Here is a 14,702-nt window from a genome sequence, read left to right on the forward strand (position 1 = left end):
CGGCGATGCGATTCTACGGAGCGTAGAAATAGTTCTACGGGGCCTAGAAGAATTTCGCCTCGATGTCGAAGTAGTTCTACGGCTGAGCGAACTCGGACTACCCTGGAGTCCAGTGAACTGCGCACCAAGGGGGCGATATGGGCAGTCTGGGTGAGCTCGAACGCTCCGTGATGGACGTGCTGTGGGATGCCGACTCGGCGGTCACCGCGTACGACGTGCAGGAGCACCTCGAGCGCGAGCAGGGCCGCCAGCTGGCGGCGACCACGCTGCTGACCGTGCTGTCGCGGCTGCAGAAGAAGGGCTTCGTGGCCTCCGACCGGTCGGCACGGCCGCATCGCTACCGCGCCATCGCCAGCCGCGTCGACCACGTCGCCGAGCTGATGCACGAGGTCCTCGGCGTCGCGGGCGACCGGACCGCGGTGCTCGCGCGCTTCGTCGGCGGGGTCTCGGCCGAGGACGCCGAGGTGCTGCGCCGCCTCCTCGCGGGCGCCGCCTGACCCCATGACGGCCGGTCCCGGCAGGTGGCCGCTGCAGGGCGGCGATGCGATCCCGACGGCCTTCGGGTCCGACGGGATCCTTCTTATGGCCCTGGGTGCCGCCGCGCTCGCGATCCTGCTCGCCTGGCCCGTGCCGATCCTGCTGTCGCGCGCCGCGTGGCCGGCTCGCCTGCCGGGGTGGGCCCTGGTGCTGTGGCAGCTCATCGCCGTCGCGGGCGGGCTGTCGATGATCGCCGCGCTGCTGCTGCTCGGCGCGGCGCTGTTCCCCGCGCAGGAGTGGATCGCGATCGTGCTCGCCGGCGCGCTCGCCGCCTACCTGCTGGTGCATCTCGCCATCACGATCGTGCAGTTCGAGCGGCAGCGGCGCCGGCACCTCGAGTTGCTGCTGCTGCTGTCGTCGCCCCACCCGACCCAGGCCCGCACGCGTGTGCTGGATGACGCGGCCCCCGTCGCGTACTGCCTGCCGCGCGGCGTGGGATCCGTCACGGTGCTCTCGCAGGGCCTGCTCGACGAGCTGCACCCCGACGAGCTCGACGCGGTCATCGCGCACGAGCGCGCGCACGTCGAGCAGCGGCACGAGGTGCTGCTGGTGGCCTTCAAGGCGTGGCGCGAGGCGCTTCCGTGGTTCCCGATCGCCCAGCGCGCCGAGAGCGAGGTGGCCGCGCTCGTCGAGATGCGCGCCGACGACAGCGCCCGGCGCTTCCTCGCACACGGGGGCGTCGACGCCGATCCGGTGCTCGCCCGCGCGATCCTGCGCGTCGTCGGCCCGGCGGGGCCGGCAGAGCACGCCTCATCGCGCCGCGACCGGCACCGGGACAGATTCCTCCGCCTCGGCCGGTGAGGCCGGGCCGGGGGCGCGCGGTGCGCGCGATCCCGGTCAGGCCGCGGGGGTGGCGGGGGTCACGACGAGCGCGGCGCGCAGGGCCGTGACGGCGGCGCCGCGGGCCCAGTCGAGGAAGGTGTGCCCGCGCACCACGAGGCGGCAGTTGCCGGCGGCGCCGAACGCATGGGCCGAGAACTCGTCGCGGATGCGGCGCTCGTAGAGGTCGTAGTCGGTGACGCCCTCGCCGGCGATCACAACCACCTCCGGGCCGATCAGGTTCACAGTGGCGGCGAGCGCCGCGCCGATCGCGGTGCCGGCGCGCTCGAAGGCGGTGACGGCGCCGTCGTCGCCCTCGTGCGCGAGGCGGACGACGTCCTCCAGCGTGAGCGAGGGGTCGGCGTGGTCGGTCTGCACGGCCTCGAGGATCGCGCGCGACGACGCGACCGCCTCGACGCAGCCCCGGCGGCCGCAGACGCACAGGGCGTCGGGGCGGGCGAGGGGCAGGTGGCCGATCTCGCCGGCGACCCCGTGCGATCCGCTCACGACGTCGCGATTGACGTAGATCCCGCAGCCGATGCCCGCGCCGATGGTGATGATCGCGAAGCTCTCGGCCTCGGTGCCCTCGCCGAACCACTGCTCGGCCTTCGCCAGCGCGAGCACGTCGTTCTCGACGATCACGGGCAGCTCGAGCCGCGCCTCGACCTCGGCGCCCAGGGGCACCTGCGCCCAGCCGAGCAGGGGCGAGTCGCGCACCACCCCGGTGTCGCTGTCGATGTCGCCCGAGACGGCCACGCCCACGCCGGCCAGGGCCGAGGCGTCGTCGCCGAGCTCGGCGATGAGCTCTCGCGCCACCTCGACGATGGCCGCGGCCACGGTCTCGGGCGAGTGCTCCGGCAGGCTCCGGCGGGTCGAGGCGAGCAGCTCATTGCCGAGGCTCACGGTGGCGGCCACCACCTCGTCCGCATTGACCTTGACGCCGATGGCGACCATCGCGCGGGGCACAACGCTGAGCGGGTACACCGGCCGCCCGGGGGTGGAGTGCTCGGCGTGCTCGCCCACGGTGACGAAGCCGTCGCGGATCAGCGGGCTGACGGTCTTCGTCACCTTCGCGGGGGACAGGCCCGTCAGGCGCCCGATCTCGACGCGGCTGATCGGCCCGTTCGTGATGATGCGGGTGAAGATCTCGGCCGACGTCGTGGTGCCGAGCTCGGGCCTTCTGCCGCGGCTCGCGCGGTCGGCGACGGCGGAGACCGGGGACGCATCGGTCATGGGATTCCTCGAACGGGGTCGTGGGCGGGTGGGGGTGCGGATCGCGGTCCTCCGATGTTAGTGACCGACGGAGGAGACATCGGATGATTATGGCGCGATGCGCCGGGATGGGTTAATGTTACGCCGTAAATTAATTCGCGAGGAGGCGAAGATGGTCAGTGTCGAGGTCGCTCCCGTCGCGGAGCGCACGCGGCCGGGCCCGCGGCGGCGGAGCCGCATCGGACGCAGCCTGCGCCGGTACTGGCAGCTGTACCTGCTGCTGCTGATCCCGGTGGTCTGGTTCATCGTCTTCCGGTACGTGCCGATGGCCAACGCCGTGATCGCGTTCAAGGAGTACAGCCCCGTGCTGGGCGTGTGGGGGAGCCCGTGGGTCGGGTTCAGCAACTTCACCCGCCTCTTCCACAACCCCGTCTTCCCGACGCTGGTCGGCAACACGTTCATCCTCGCGGGCTACACCCTGATCGCGAGCTTCCCGCTGCCGATCATCCTGGCCCTCGCGCTCAACGAGGTGCGGCTGCGGTTCTTCAAGCGCACGGTGCAGATGGTCACCTACGCGCCGTACTTCATCTCCACCGTCGTGATCGTCTCGATGACGATCCTGCTGCTCTCGCCCCGCGTGGGCCTGGTCGGCCGCGCGTTCAGCTTCTTCGGCACCGGATCGGTGGACCTGCTCGCCGACGCCGACTTCTTCCGCCACATCTACGTGGCCACCGACGTGTGGACGACCACCGGCTACTCGGCCGTGATCTACCTCGCCGCCCTCGCCGGTGTCGACGTGTCCCTCTACGAGGCCGCCAAGATCGACGGCGCGAGCCGCTGGCAGAAGATCTGGCACGTCGACATCCCCTCGATCATGCCCACGGCCACGATCATCCTGATCCTCGGCGTCGGCAACATCATGGCCATCGGCTTCGAGAAGGCGTTCCTCTTCCAGAACAACCTGAACCTCGCGACGTCCGAGATCATCCCGACCTTCGTCTACAAGACGGGCATCCTCAACGCCGACTTCAGCTTCGGCGCCGCCGTCGGCCTCTTCAACGCCGTGATCAACCTCGTGCTGCTGGTGGTTGTGAACGCCGTGGCCAAGCGCGTGACGGGAAGTGGACTGTGGTGACCGCACTGGATCAGAAGAGCCCGCGGGACGCGATGGGCGTCACCGAGGCGATCGTGCTCAAGGGCGCGAAGCCCCGCAGGGGGCGCCGCGGCGGCGGCATGCCGCGCGGTGTGCGCATCAAGGACACCAAGGGCGACCGCGTCTTCGTCGTGGGCGCCTACATCCTGCTCGCCGTCTTCCTGCTGGTGGTGCTGCTGCCGCTGCTGAACATCGTGGCGAGCTCGCTCTCGAGCGCCCAGGCGGTGTCCTCCGGCAAGGTGCTGTTCTGGCCCGTCGACTTCACCCTGCGGGGGTACGAGCTCGCCCTGCAGAACGACGGCATCCTGCGCGGCTTCCGCAACTCGATCTTCTACACGGTGGTCGGCACGCTGATCAGCGTCGTCGGCACCGTCGCGGTGGCCTACCCGCTCTCGCGCACCCAGCTCGTGGGCCGGAAGTTCCTCATCGGCTTCGTGATCCTCACCATGCTCTTCACCGGCGGCGTGATCCCGACGTACCTCGTGGTCCAGTCGCTCGGCATGCTCGACACGGTCTGGTCGATGCTGCTGCCGAACGCGGTCGGCGTCTGGCAGGTGATCATCGCGATGGTCTTCTTCCGCACCTCGATCCCGGAGGAGCTCTACGAGGCGGCCCAGCTCGACGGCGCCAGCGAGCTGCGCGTGCTGTGGCGGATCGTCCTGCCGCTGTCCGGCCCGATGCTCGCCGTCATCGCGCTGATGTACGCGATCGGGCAGTGGAACTCGTACTTCGACGCCCTGCTCTACCTCCGCAACGCCGACCTGCAGCCCCTGCAGCTGGTGCTGCGCAGCCTCCTGATCCTCAACGACCAGGGCAGCGGCAACATCGCCGAGCAGCTCGAGCGACGGGAGCTGCGCGACCTGCTGCGGTACTCGACCGTCGTCATCGTCACGGTCCCGATGATGATCGTCTACCCGTTCGTGGCGAAGCACTTCAACAAGGGCGTGATGGTCGGCGCCGTCAAGGGCTGACCGTCGCACCCCCTCCCACCCCCTGCATCACCCCACCAGAGAGAGAAACGCAATGAAGCGCAGAATGATCCGCACCGCGGTCGCCGCCGCGGCGGTCGTGGGCACCACGCTGGCACTGACCGCCTGCACGGGCGGCAGCGGCCCCGCCGAGGGAGAGGACGACGGCAAGCTCACCGTCTTCGCCCAGGAGGGCCCCGACGGCAAGCTCGCCGACAACGTCTTCACAAAGACGGTCGCCGACAAGTTCGACATCACGTTCGACTGGAAGGTGACGACCCGCGACTCGGCCGCCGCCGCCGAGGCGCGCCAGGTCGGCCTGGCCTCCGGCGAGTACCCGGACGCCTACTTCCTCATCAACTACATCGACGGCTTCTCGCGCAGCGAGCAGCTGAAGTACGGCAAGCAGGGGGTGCTCATCCCGCTCGAGGATCTCATCGACGAGTACGCCCCGAACCTCAAGAAGCGCCTCGAGGAGGAGCCCGACTGGAAGCAGTCGATGACGGCCCCCGACGGTCACATCTACTCGATCACCCAGTGGTCCGAGTGCTATCACTGCAGCGCGCAGGAGAAGCTCTGGATGAACAGCGACTGGCTGGAGGCGCTCGGCCTGACGCAGCCGACCACGACCGATGAGCTGCGCGCGGTGCTGGAGGCGTTCAAGAACGACGACCCCAACGGCAACGGCAAGGCCGATGAGATCCCGCTGACCACCCAGGCGGACCACTCGGCCGTCGACTACCTGATGAACGCGTTCACCTACGCGCCGCTGCACGGCGGGGCCCGCCCGGCGCCGCTGGTGCTGGAGGACGGCAAGGCCGCGCTCGCCGCGGAGTCCGACAAGTGGCGCGAGGGCCTGACCTACATCGCCGGCCTCGCCGCCGACGGCCTGCTCGACACGGCCGCCTTCACGCAGAACGGCGAGGCGCTGCGCGCCGTCGGCGACGCCGCGGGCGACCCGATCCTCGGATCCGCCCTGGTGCTGCACCCGTACGAGTTCGTCTCGCCGAACGCCGAGGACGGCCGCGACACCCAGTACGACGCCGTGCCTCCCCTCAAGGGGCCCGATGGCACGCAGTTCGCCACGAAGATGTCGCCGGTGAACCAGATCGGCATGTTCGCGCTGACGAACAAGTCGTCGGAGGACGACCGCAAGAAGGCGATGCAGATCATCGACTACCTCGTCACCGACGAGGGCGACCGCCTCGGCGCCATGGGCCCGGAGGGCCAGGCGTGGGTGGAGGCCGAGCCGGGGGACAAGGCCCTCGACCCGGAGCTCGAGCCCACGTTCAAGCCCCTCGCGTATGACGAGAAGTGGAACGCCGCCTGGCGCTCGATGGGCCAGTACTGGGACTCGGCCGAGTACCGCAACGCGCAGGTCGTGACGGGTGACCCGTACACGCCGGACGGCTACGAGCGTCGCCTGTTCGATGCCACCACCCCGTACGAGCCCTTCTTCCCGGGCGATGACGTCCTGTTCCCGACCGAGAAGATCTGGCCGGACGACGAGACGGCGACCGAGCTGGCCGATCTGCAGACGAACATCACCTCCTACGTCAATCAGGCGCAGGCCGAGTTCATCACCGGGCAGCGCGACATCGCCGACGACGGCGCCTGGGACGCGTACAAGGCCGACCTCGAGCAGCTCGGCCTGCCGCGCTACCTCGAGCTGATGCAGGCGGGCTACGACGCCATCGGCTGAGCACCCGCGAACAAGCCCGCGCACCCGAAGGGGTGCGCGGGCTTGTTCGTGCCCCGTGCTCAGTCGGTCGCGAACAGCTCCGCCAGCACGGCGAGGGCGCCGAGACGGTCATCGGCGCCTCCCGCGTCGTGCCCGTTGGCCGGCCACACGGTGAGGTGCGCCTCGGCCGCGTACGCGTTGCGCACGGCGTAGGCCGTGGCCGCGGGCGCGATGTCGTCGTTCAGGCCGCACGACAGCCAGGCGGGGGTGCGGGCGAGACGGGCGAAGTTCACGACGTCGACGTAGCGCAGGGTCGCGAGCGCCGCGTCGCGCCGGGCATGGTCGCGCGCGAACAGGTCGGTGAGCTCCTGGAACGGGTATCGGCCGCTGAGGGTGAGCGCGGTGGGGATGTCCGCGAGGAACGGCGACTGCGCGAACACGCCGGCGACCCGCTCCGAGAGGCAGGCCGCCGCCAGCGCGATCGCGCCGCCCTGGCTGTTGCCGATCAGGGCGACGCGACCGGGATCGATCGACGGCAGTCGCCGCGCGGCGTCCACCAGCAGCGCCGCGTCGACGAACACGCGCCGGTAGTAGTGCTCGGCGGGGTCGGCGAGCCCGCGGGTGAGGTAGCCGGTGCTGTCGCCGAAACCGCCGTCCGGCGTCGATCCGTCGCCCTGTGGCCCCGCGTGTCCATCACCAGGTGCGCGAAGCCGGCGGATGCCCACGTGAGGTCGTCGATCGCGCGCCCGCGCCCGGCCCCGTAGCCGGTGAAATGGATCACGACCGGCAGCGGGCCCGTGCGGTGGGCGGGAAGCCGCAGCCAGGCGTGGATCGGCTGCCCGCCGAAGCCGGCGAAGGTGACGTCGAACACGTCGATCGTGCGCAGCGGGGTCTCGACCGGTTCCGCACGCGGCTCCCACGCGAGCCCCCGGGCCTCGGCGACGGAGTCGCGCCAGAAGTCGGCGAAGTCGTCGGGCAGGATCTGCGGCGAGCGGTGCTGCTCCAGCGCCGCCTCGCGCGGGTCTGGCACGCGCGCCGGGCGCGCGCTCATGCGTCGCCGCCGGCGCGGGGCGTCACCGCGAGCTCGCTGCGCTCGCCGCGGAACGACACGATCACCCGCTGGGGGGCGGATCCGGTCTGGTCCGTGACCGTCACGTCGGTCGGGCGGCCGCCGCTCCAGGTCAGGTCGACCGATACTCCCGCGCGGGTGTGCACGCCCGTGATCCGACCATCGGGCCAGGACTCCGGCAGCGCCGGCAGCAGGCGGATCGGATCGTCCTGCGTGCCCCGGCCGGTGCTCACGAGCATCTCGGCGATCGCCGCGGTGAAGCCGAAGTTGCCGTCGAGCTGGAAGGGCGGGTGGGTCGAGAAGAGGTTGGGAAGGAGCCCGCCCCACTCGGATCCGTCGGTGGGGAGGTCGACGTCGGGATCGGCGAGGTACGGATGGATGGCCTCGCGCAGCAGCGCGTGGGCGGTCTCGGCGTCGCCGAGGCGGGCGCGCATCGCGATCTTCCACGCCCACGACCAGCCCATCGCGCCGCCGCCGCGGGCGTCGAGCGTGCGGCGAGCCGCCTCGGCCAGCTCGGGCGTGCGCTCGAGGTCGATGGCATGCAGGGGGTGCAGGGCGATCAGGTGCGAGAGATGCCGGTGGTGCGGATCGGTGGCCGCCACATCCGCGCCCCACTCGGCGATCTGGCCGGCGGGGCCGACGCCTCCCTCGGCGATCACCCGCGGCCCGGGGATGCGCGGCAGCGCCGCCCGGATCTCCGCGAGCAGGGGATCGTCGGCGCCCGCGGCCTCGGCGGCGGCCAGCGTGCGCTCCAGCGTGGCCCGGCACAGCGCGAGGTCCATGCCCGTCGACGTGCTGACCGAGCCGGTGCTGCCGTCCGCGCGGCGGAAGGAGTTCTCGGGCGACGTCGAGGGCGAGGTGCCGAGAGCGCCGCCTTCGTCCTCGATCAGCCAGTCGAGCACAAAGGCGCTCGCGCCGATCAGAAGCGGCAGGATCCGCTCGCGCAGCTCGCCGAGATCCCGGCCGTACTCCCAGCGCTGCCAGAGGTGGTCGGCCAGCCACAGCCCGCCCATCGGCCAGAACGCCCAGGAGGTCGCGCCGTGCCCGCCGCCGACGGGGAGCGCGTAGCCCCAGGGGTCGGTGTTGTGGTGGGCGACCCAGCCGCGCGCGCCGTAGAGGGCGGAGGCCACCTCGGTGCCGCGCTCGGCGACCCGCTCGATCAGGTCGACGAGCGGGGTGTGCAGCTCGCCGAGGCCGGTGCGCTCGGCCAGCCAGTAGTTCATCTGGGTGTTGATGTTGACGGTGTAGTTCGACGACCACGGGGGCCGCATCGAGGCGTTCCACAGCCCCTGCAGGTTGGCGGGGGGCGAGCCCGCCCGCGAGGACGACACCAGCGCGTAGCGGCCGAAGGCGTAGAGCGCCTCGGCGACGGCGGCGTCGTCGCCCTCGGCAAGCAGGGAGGTGACGTCGAGCGCGCTCCCGTTCGCGCGGCCGAGGGTCAGGGCCGAGCGGCCGAGCAGCCGGGCGGCTTCGGCCTCGTGGGCGGCGCGCAGCGCCTCGGGCCCGGTGCGGGCGCCGGCGAGGGCGCGCCGGTGGGCGGCCGCGAGCAGCTCGGCGCGCTCGGCCTGCGGGGCCCGGTTCCAGGCGAGGCGGTGGTTCGTCTCGGTCGCCAGCATCGCGGTGATCCGCCGCGCGCCCGTGATCTCGACGGCTCCGTCGCGCGCGACGACGGAGCCGTCGGTGCGGACGACCACCGCCACCGCGGCCGCCGGATCGAAGCCGTCGCCATCGGTCTCGTCGCGCCACACGTGGGCGGGCGCGTCGGGCTCGTGGGCAGGGGATCCGTCGACCGGCGTCTCGACGACAAGACGCAGCTCGCCGCCTTCTTCCGCCGCCTCGGCGGTGCGCTCGGCGATGCGCAGGGGAGAGCTGAGGCGCACCCGCCCGGACACGGGGGCGTCGGCGGTGACGTCGACGACCAGCACGCCGTCGACGGCCGAGGCCCAGCTGGCGCGGCGCACGGTCGTGCCGGCCGTCGCGAACCGCTCCTCGGCCACGGCGTTCCCGAGGTCGAGGACGCGTTCGTAGCCGTCCGCGCCGGGGGCCCCGACCGCGACCTCGAGATCGCCCAGCGGCAGGAACTCCTGGCTCCACGGGCCCTCGAACGTGCGCAGCAGCCGTTCGACGGTCTCATCGTCGCGCGCGGCGACGGCCGCTCGCACCTCGGCCAGGCGCTCCGGCCCTGCGCCGTTCGCGCGCACGGCGGCGAGCGCGCGGTCGGGGCAGCCCGGCGTGCCCGACCACAGGCTGGCATCGTTGAGCCCGATGCGCCCGTCGGCGTCGCCGAAGACCATGCCGCCGATCGCGCCGTTGCCGATCGGGGCCGCCTCCGTCCAGTGGCTCGCGGGAGTGGTCCAACGCAGCCGCAGCGGTGCGGCCGGGGTCGAGGAGGTCATTCTTCTCGCTTCGTGTCGTGCCGGGGCGCGGCGGGATCTCGCCTTGCTCCGCCAGCGTATAAACAGTAAGTTTCTGCTGTCAATAAAATCGAGACGGGGTGGTCACGATGTCCGCTGAGGCGGGTTACGCGGTGCTGCGAGCCGCTGGGGTGGCGCTGGTGATGGATCTGCAGGGCGACGCGCCCCAGATCCTGCACTGGGGTCAGGATCTGGGGCCGCTGGGTCGCGACGGGGTCGGTGCTCTGCGGCACTCGGCCCAGACCGCGCGGGTGGCCAACTCGCCGGAGGCGACGAGGACGCTCACGATCCTCCCGACGGAGCGCGACACGTGGTCGGGCTTCCCGGGCCTCGAGGGGCACCGCGCGGGGACGGCGACGACGCCGCGGCCGGTGCTGGCCGCGGCCGAGGTGGACGCGCGGGGAGACGACGGCGGGCTCGTCCGCTGCGTCCTGCGCGACGAGGTCGCCGGCCTCGAGCTGATCGCGGAGTTCGAGCTCGAGCCCACCGGCGTGCTGAGTGTGCAGTGGTCGGTCGCCTCCGCCGCCGAGGGCGGCGAGCCGTTCGACCTCGCGCACCTCACCGCGCTCGTGCCGATCCCCGCCCGCGCCACCGAGCTGCTCGACTTCAGCGGGCGCTGGAGCCGCGAGCGCGCCCCGCAGCGGCTTCCGCTCGTCGACGGCGCGCACGTGCGCGAGGTGCGGCGCGGCAAGCCCGGCCTCGACTCGCCGTATCTGCTCGTCGCCGGCACGCCCGGCTTCGCGCACCGGGCCGGCGAGGTGTGGGCCGTGCACGTCGCGTGGAGCGGCGACCAGCGGTGGATCGCGCAGCGCCTGCCCGAAGGCGCCGGGGCGCTCGGCGCGGTGCTCGGCGGCGGCGAGCTGCTGCGCGCCGGCGAGGTGCGCCTCGCCCCGGGCGAGCGCTACGACGCCCCCGCCGTGCTGTTCGCCTGGTCGGACGCCGGGACCGATGGTCTCGCCGACCGCTTCCACCAGCGGATGCGCACCCGGCGACCGCGCGAGCGACGCCAGCCGGTCGTCCTGAACACCTGGGAGGCCGTGTACTTCGATCACGACATGGCGCGCCTGGGCGAGCTCGTCGACCGTGCCGCCCGCATCGGCGTCGAGCGGATCGTGCTCGACGACGGCTGGTTCCGCGGACGCCGCGACGACAGCGCCGGGCTCGGCGACTGGCAGATCGACACCGGGATCTGGCCCGACGGCCTCGACCCGATCGTGACGCGGACGCGCGAGGCCGGCATGGAGTTCGGGCTCTGGTTCGAGCCCGAGATGGTCAACCTCGACTCCGACGTGGCCCGCGAGCACCCCGAGTGGCTGCTCGCGCCGTCGGCCGGCGTCGGCGCGAGCTTCCGCAACCAGCACGTGCTCGACATCGCGCACCCGGACGCCTACGCGTACCTGCTCGACGCGATCTCGGGCCTCGTGTCGCGCTACGACATCGACTACATCAAGTGGGATCACAACCGAGAGCTCCACGAGGCCGTCGCTCGCGACCCACGCGGCGACCGGCCGGGGGTGCGCCGCCAGACCCTCGCCCTCTACGCGATGCTCGACGAGCTGCATCGCCGTCACCCGCGCCTCGAGATCGAGAGCTGCGCCTCGGGGGGCGGCCGCATCGACCTCGGGATCCTCGAGCGCACCGAGCGGGTGTGGACCTCCGACTGCAACGATCCCGTCGAGCGCCAGGACATCCAGCGCTGGAGCGAGATCCTGCTGCCGCCCGAGCTGCTGGGCTCGCACGTCGGCGCCGAGCGGGCGCACACCACGCACCGGGCGACCGACCTCTCTTTCCGCCTGGTGACGGCCGCCTTCGCGGCGCCGGGCATCGAGTGGGACATCACGTCGTGCGACGACGAGGACCTCGATCGCCTCGCGGCCTGGATCTCGTTCGTCGTCTCGCGGCGCGAGCTGCTGCACGGGGGCCGTCGGGTGCACGCCGACCTCCCGGATCCCCAGACGCTCCTGCACGGCACGATCGCCGACGACGGATCCGCCGCGCTGTTCGCGTGGGTGCGGCTCGCCAGCTCGGCGGGGCCGCAGGGCGCCCGGGTGCCGTTCCCGGGGCTCGTGGCCGACCGCGACTACGTCGTGCGCCTGCCCGACGCCTTCGGGCCCACCGCGCTGCACGGCGGCGAGCCCGCCTGGGTCGAGCACGCCCGCGGCGCGGACGGGTTCCGCGTGCCCGGATCGGTGCTCGCCGCCGCCGGCCTGCCGATGCCCGTGCTGCAGCCCGCCTCGGGTCTCGTGCTCGAGCTCACCGCCGCCTGAGGCGCACGAAGAGGGCGGGCCGGGGATCCCGGCCCGCCCTCTCGCGTGCGCCCTAGCGGGTGAAGCGGAACGCGTCGCTGCGGATGACGTCGCCCGTCGCCTTCTGCACGACGATGCGGTGCTCGCCGCGCTTCAGGCCGCTCACCGCGTACAGCTCCTGCTGCGTGCGGCGGGTGTCGGCGTGCGTGTCGACCGTCTTCACCAGCTTCCCGTCGATGAAGACCCGCACCTCGCCCTGATCCGGGGCGGTCGGCGCGATCCACGTCACGCCGGTGCCCGTGAACGTCAGGTCGGTCCACGCCTCGCCCGAGGCGGTCTGGACGTCGTCGGCGACGTCGCCGCGGAACGAGAAGCGCAGCGCGGTCTGGCCGGCCTTGAGCGACGACAGGTACGCCGCCGACAGGACGACGTCACCGCCGTCGATCGTCCAGTCGACGCCCGCCTTCAGCGCGGTGGTGCCGTTCGCGATTCCCGTGAGCTCGCCGGCGTCGCGGCCCAGCGCGATCCGGGTCGCCTCGGCCGCCCCCTGCGGGACGGCGATCGCGTTCGGGTCGAGGAGGTTAACCTGCTCGATGTCGAAGCGGTCCAGCAGCATGAACCTGCCGTCCTGCATCGTGAGGGTCACGGTGTGCTCGCCGTCGTCGAGGCCCGTGGCCGACCACACCACCTGCTGCGCCTGGCGAGCGGTGCCGGCCGGCAGCGAGGCGTCGGCGGTGCCGGCGGCCTCGCCGTCGAGCGTGACCGTGGCGCGGCCCTGCGACTCGTCCTTCTCGGTGATGTACCGGATGCCGGTGCCGCGGAACGTCAGCGAGACGCTGTCGCCGACCTTCTCCGTCCAGTGCACGTCGTTCTCGTGGTCGCCGACCCCGCGGCCCGTGCTGTGGTTCCAGCTGCCCGAGTAGGCGATCTCGGGCGACGTGTCATTGAGCGTGACGATGCGGTGGGAGGTGTCGCCGGCGGCCGGCGCCTCCTCGCCCGGCGCGAGCACCGACACCGCGAGATCCTGCGACGTCGCCGCGACCTCGTCGCCGCCGCTGCGGTGCCAGTCGCCGCTGTAGCCGACCTGGATCGCGTCGCCGTTGACGGTCGACTCGACACCCCGCGGCGGGGTCACCCGCAGCAGCCGCACGCCGTGCGGCGGCACCGCATCGGCGGTGTAGCCGGTTGTGTGCGTGCCGATGTCCTTGCGCGCCCACACGTCGCGCACCTTGTTCTTGCCGTCGGCGAGGCCGATCGATGTCCAGTCGACGGTGATGTCGGCGGCCGACGTGCCGAGGTTGTACAGGGCGACCGCGTAGGAGCCGTCGTCCTGCAGCGAGGCCCATACGGGGCGCTTCGTGTCGGACGAGACCGGGTGGGCGGGGATGCCCGCCTGGTCGATCGCGATGACCTCCTTGTTGGTGAGCAGCTCGATGCCCAGCTTGTCGAGCCGCGTGAGGTCGTCGCCCGTGAAGAACTGCGCGGCCTGCATGGCCCACAGCGTCGCCGCCGTGCGGCGCTCGTCGGCGGTGAGCCCGTCCATGCGGCCGTTGCCGACGTTCAGCGAGTCGAAGTCGGCGAAGCCGCCCGGGCCGGTGTGCCGCCACCACTCTTCGGCCTTCCCGAAGGTGCGCGAGATCGTCTGCCACGACACCATCGCGTCGTTCTCGCAGTAGCACTCGACGTCCCAGTCCACCCGCCAGCCGTCGGCGTGCTCGCGCCAGTAGTCCGCGTAGGCCGGGTCGAGCGCCCACGACAGCTCGAACCAGATGCCGCGGCTGTGGAGCGCCTTCGACCACGCCGCCACGTCGGCGCGCGCGTCGATGGACAGGTCCGAGATGCCGGATCCGGGGGTCACGCTGTCGAACTTGACGAAGTCGACGCCCCAGTCCTCGAGCATCGCCGCCATCGACTCGATGTACGCGGTCGTGCAGGGGTTCTCGAAGTCGAGCGCGTAGCCGATGCCCCAGTAGTCGGCCTTGGTCAGCGGCTGCTTGGCGATGTCGTGCGTGGTGCAGCCGGGGGCGTTCCACACCGGCAGGGCCGCCTCGTACACCTCGGGGCCCACGCCCGGGATGAAGTACAGCCCGATCTCCTGGCCGTTCGCGTGCACGTGGTCGATCACCGTCTGCAGGCCGTCGGGGTAGTGCTCGGCGCTGGGGGTCGGGCGCCCGTGGGCGTCGAAGCCGTCGTTCCAGGCGGCGTCGATGTTGATGCGGTTGTAGCCGAACTGCTGCAGCTTGTCGTGCATCGCATCGGACTGCGCGATGATCTGGTCGGCGTCGATGATGTGGTTCTCGCCGGTGTAGACCTGCAGGCTGTAGCTGCTCCAGCCCATGTACGGCGCGGTCGCGAGGTCGCCCTCGGCGACGCGGGGGATCGGGTCGGGGGCCGCCGGTCCCGTGGGGGCGGGGGTCGGCTTGCCGGTCGTCGCGGCGCTCGCGGGCGCGACCGCGCCGACGACGAGGCCGAGCGCGGCGAGGCCGGTCAGCGCGAGCGCGGCGGCGCGTCGGCGCGGAGGGGAAAGGGGGCGTGACATCGTGCTCTCCATCTCGGGGAAGCGCGCCCGAACGGGCTCGGAACGGCACTGTTCCGGACGCTGG

The 14,702-nt window shown here is 72.1% G+C and carries 10 protein-coding genes and 1 pseudogene; 6 read left to right on the top strand and 5 right to left on the bottom strand.

The features are described from left to right. Window positions 1–137: 137 nt before the first annotated feature. Window positions 138–497 (top strand): BlaI/MecI/CopY family transcriptional regulator, encoded by a 360-nt coding sequence (locus ACOKGD_RS00480; RefSeq protein WP_342336063.1) that lies wholly within the window; start codon window positions 138–140, stop codon window positions 495–497. Between the two features lie 4 nt (window positions 498–501). After that, on the top strand, window positions 502–1,338 hold the full coding sequence (locus ACOKGD_RS00485; RefSeq protein ID WP_342336064.1) for a M56 family metallopeptidase: 837 nt from the start codon (window positions 502–504) through the stop codon (window positions 1,336–1,338). Between the two features lie 36 nt (window positions 1,339–1,374). On the opposite strand, the gene ACOKGD_RS00490 is transcribed toward ACOKGD_RS00485, so the two are convergent. Then, window positions 1,375–2,589: an ROK family transcriptional regulator gene (locus tag ACOKGD_RS00490; protein WP_342336066.1), complete on the bottom strand. Its 1,215-nt coding sequence runs from the start codon at window positions 2,587–2,589 to the stop codon at window positions 1,375–1,377. Between the two features lie 151 nt (window positions 2,590–2,740). On the opposite strand from ACOKGD_RS00490, the gene ACOKGD_RS00495 reads away from it, so the two are divergent. From ACOKGD_RS00495 to ACOKGD_RS00505, 3 genes are read left to right on the top strand one after another with little or no spacing between them, the layout of a single operon-like run. Beyond that, window positions 2,741–3,703, top strand: coding sequence for an ABC transporter permease (locus ACOKGD_RS00495; RefSeq protein ID WP_342336067.1), 963 nt, complete (start codon window positions 2,741–2,743; stop codon window positions 3,701–3,703). Further along, window positions 3,700–4,692: a carbohydrate ABC transporter permease gene (locus ACOKGD_RS00500; protein WP_342336069.1), complete on the top strand. Its 993-nt coding sequence runs from the start codon at window positions 3,700–3,702 to the stop codon at window positions 4,690–4,692. Before ACOKGD_RS00495 ends, ACOKGD_RS00500 begins: the two co-directional genes overlap by 4 nt. A gap of 52 nt (window positions 4,693–4,744) precedes the next feature. Then, window positions 4,745–6,391, top strand: a complete 1,647-nt coding sequence (locus tag ACOKGD_RS00505) for an ABC transporter substrate-binding protein (protein WP_342336070.1) — start codon at window positions 4,745–4,747, stop codon at window positions 6,389–6,391. A gap of 59 nt (window positions 6,392–6,450) precedes the next feature. Here ACOKGD_RS00505 and ACOKGD_RS00510 read toward each other — a convergent pair whose 3' ends face one another. The 3 genes and pseudogenes from ACOKGD_RS00510 to ACOKGD_RS00520 form a co-directional block, all read right to left on the bottom strand. Beyond that, window positions 6,451–7,095, bottom strand: coding sequence for an acetylxylan esterase (locus tag ACOKGD_RS00510; RefSeq protein WP_342336071.1), 645 nt, complete (start codon window positions 7,093–7,095; stop codon window positions 6,451–6,453). Further along, a pseudogene (locus ACOKGD_RS00515) lies at window positions 7,092–7,421 on the bottom strand (acetylxylan esterase); the annotation flags it as partial. The gene ACOKGD_RS00510 and the pseudogene ACOKGD_RS00515, both read right to left, overlap by 4 nt. Then, window positions 7,418–9,835, bottom strand: coding sequence for a glycosyl hydrolase family 95 catalytic domain-containing protein (locus tag ACOKGD_RS00520; protein WP_342336072.1), 2,418 nt, complete (start codon window positions 9,833–9,835; stop codon window positions 7,418–7,420). The gene ACOKGD_RS00520 and the pseudogene ACOKGD_RS00515, both read right to left, overlap by 4 nt. Window positions 9,836–9,942: 107 nt before the next feature. Between ACOKGD_RS00520 and ACOKGD_RS00525 the strand changes: the two genes are divergently transcribed. Then, window positions 9,943–12,120 (top strand): alpha-galactosidase, encoded by a 2,178-nt coding sequence (locus ACOKGD_RS00525; protein ID WP_342336458.1) that lies wholly within the window; start codon window positions 9,943–9,945, stop codon window positions 12,118–12,120. 52 nt (window positions 12,121–12,172) lie between these two features. Here the strand turns inward: ACOKGD_RS00525 and ACOKGD_RS00530 are convergent, their stop codons facing one another. After that, window positions 12,173–14,638 carry a X2-like carbohydrate binding domain-containing protein gene (locus tag ACOKGD_RS00530; protein ID WP_342336073.1) on the bottom strand — a complete coding sequence of 822 codons (2,466 nt, stop codon included), beginning with the start codon at window positions 14,636–14,638 and terminating at the stop codon, window positions 12,173–12,175. Window positions 14,639–14,702: the final 64 nt, after the last annotated feature.

The sequence above is a fragment of the Microbacterium phosphatis genome, assembly GCF_049177115.1.
Classification (GTDB): Bacteria; Actinomycetota; Actinomycetes; order Actinomycetales; family Microbacteriaceae; genus Microbacterium; species Microbacterium phosphatis.

What these genes read in the sequence shown, in the direction of transcription:
- ACOKGD_RS00480 (WP_342336063.1), top strand. Translation starts at nt 138, where the DNA reads ATGGGCAGTCTGGGTGAGCTCGAACGCTCCGTGATGGACGTGCTGTGG.
- ACOKGD_RS00485 (WP_342336064.1), top strand. Translation starts at nt 502, where the DNA reads ATGACGGCCGGTCCCGGCAGGTGGCCGCTGCAGGGCGGCGATGCGATC.
- ACOKGD_RS00490 (WP_342336066.1), bottom strand. Translation starts at nt 2,589, where the DNA reads ATGACCGATGCGTCCCCGGTCTCCGCCGTCGCCGACCGCGCGAGCCGC.
- ACOKGD_RS00495 (WP_342336067.1), top strand. Translation starts at nt 2,741, where the DNA reads ATGGTCAGTGTCGAGGTCGCTCCCGTCGCGGAGCGCACGCGGCCGGGC.
- ACOKGD_RS00505 (WP_342336070.1), top strand. Translation starts at nt 4,745, where the DNA reads ATGAAGCGCAGAATGATCCGCACCGCGGTCGCCGCCGCGGCGGTCGTG.
- ACOKGD_RS00520 (WP_342336072.1), bottom strand. Translation starts at nt 9,835, where the DNA reads ATGACCTCCTCGACCCCGGCCGCACCGCTGCGGCTGCGTTGGACCACT.
- ACOKGD_RS00525 (WP_342336458.1), top strand. Translation starts at nt 9,943, where the DNA reads ATGTCCGCTGAGGCGGGTTACGCGGTGCTGCGAGCCGCTGGGGTGGCG.
- ACOKGD_RS00530 (WP_342336073.1), bottom strand. Translation starts at nt 14,638, where the DNA reads ATGTCACGCCCCCTTTCCCCTCCGCGCCGACGCGCCGCCGCGCTCGCG.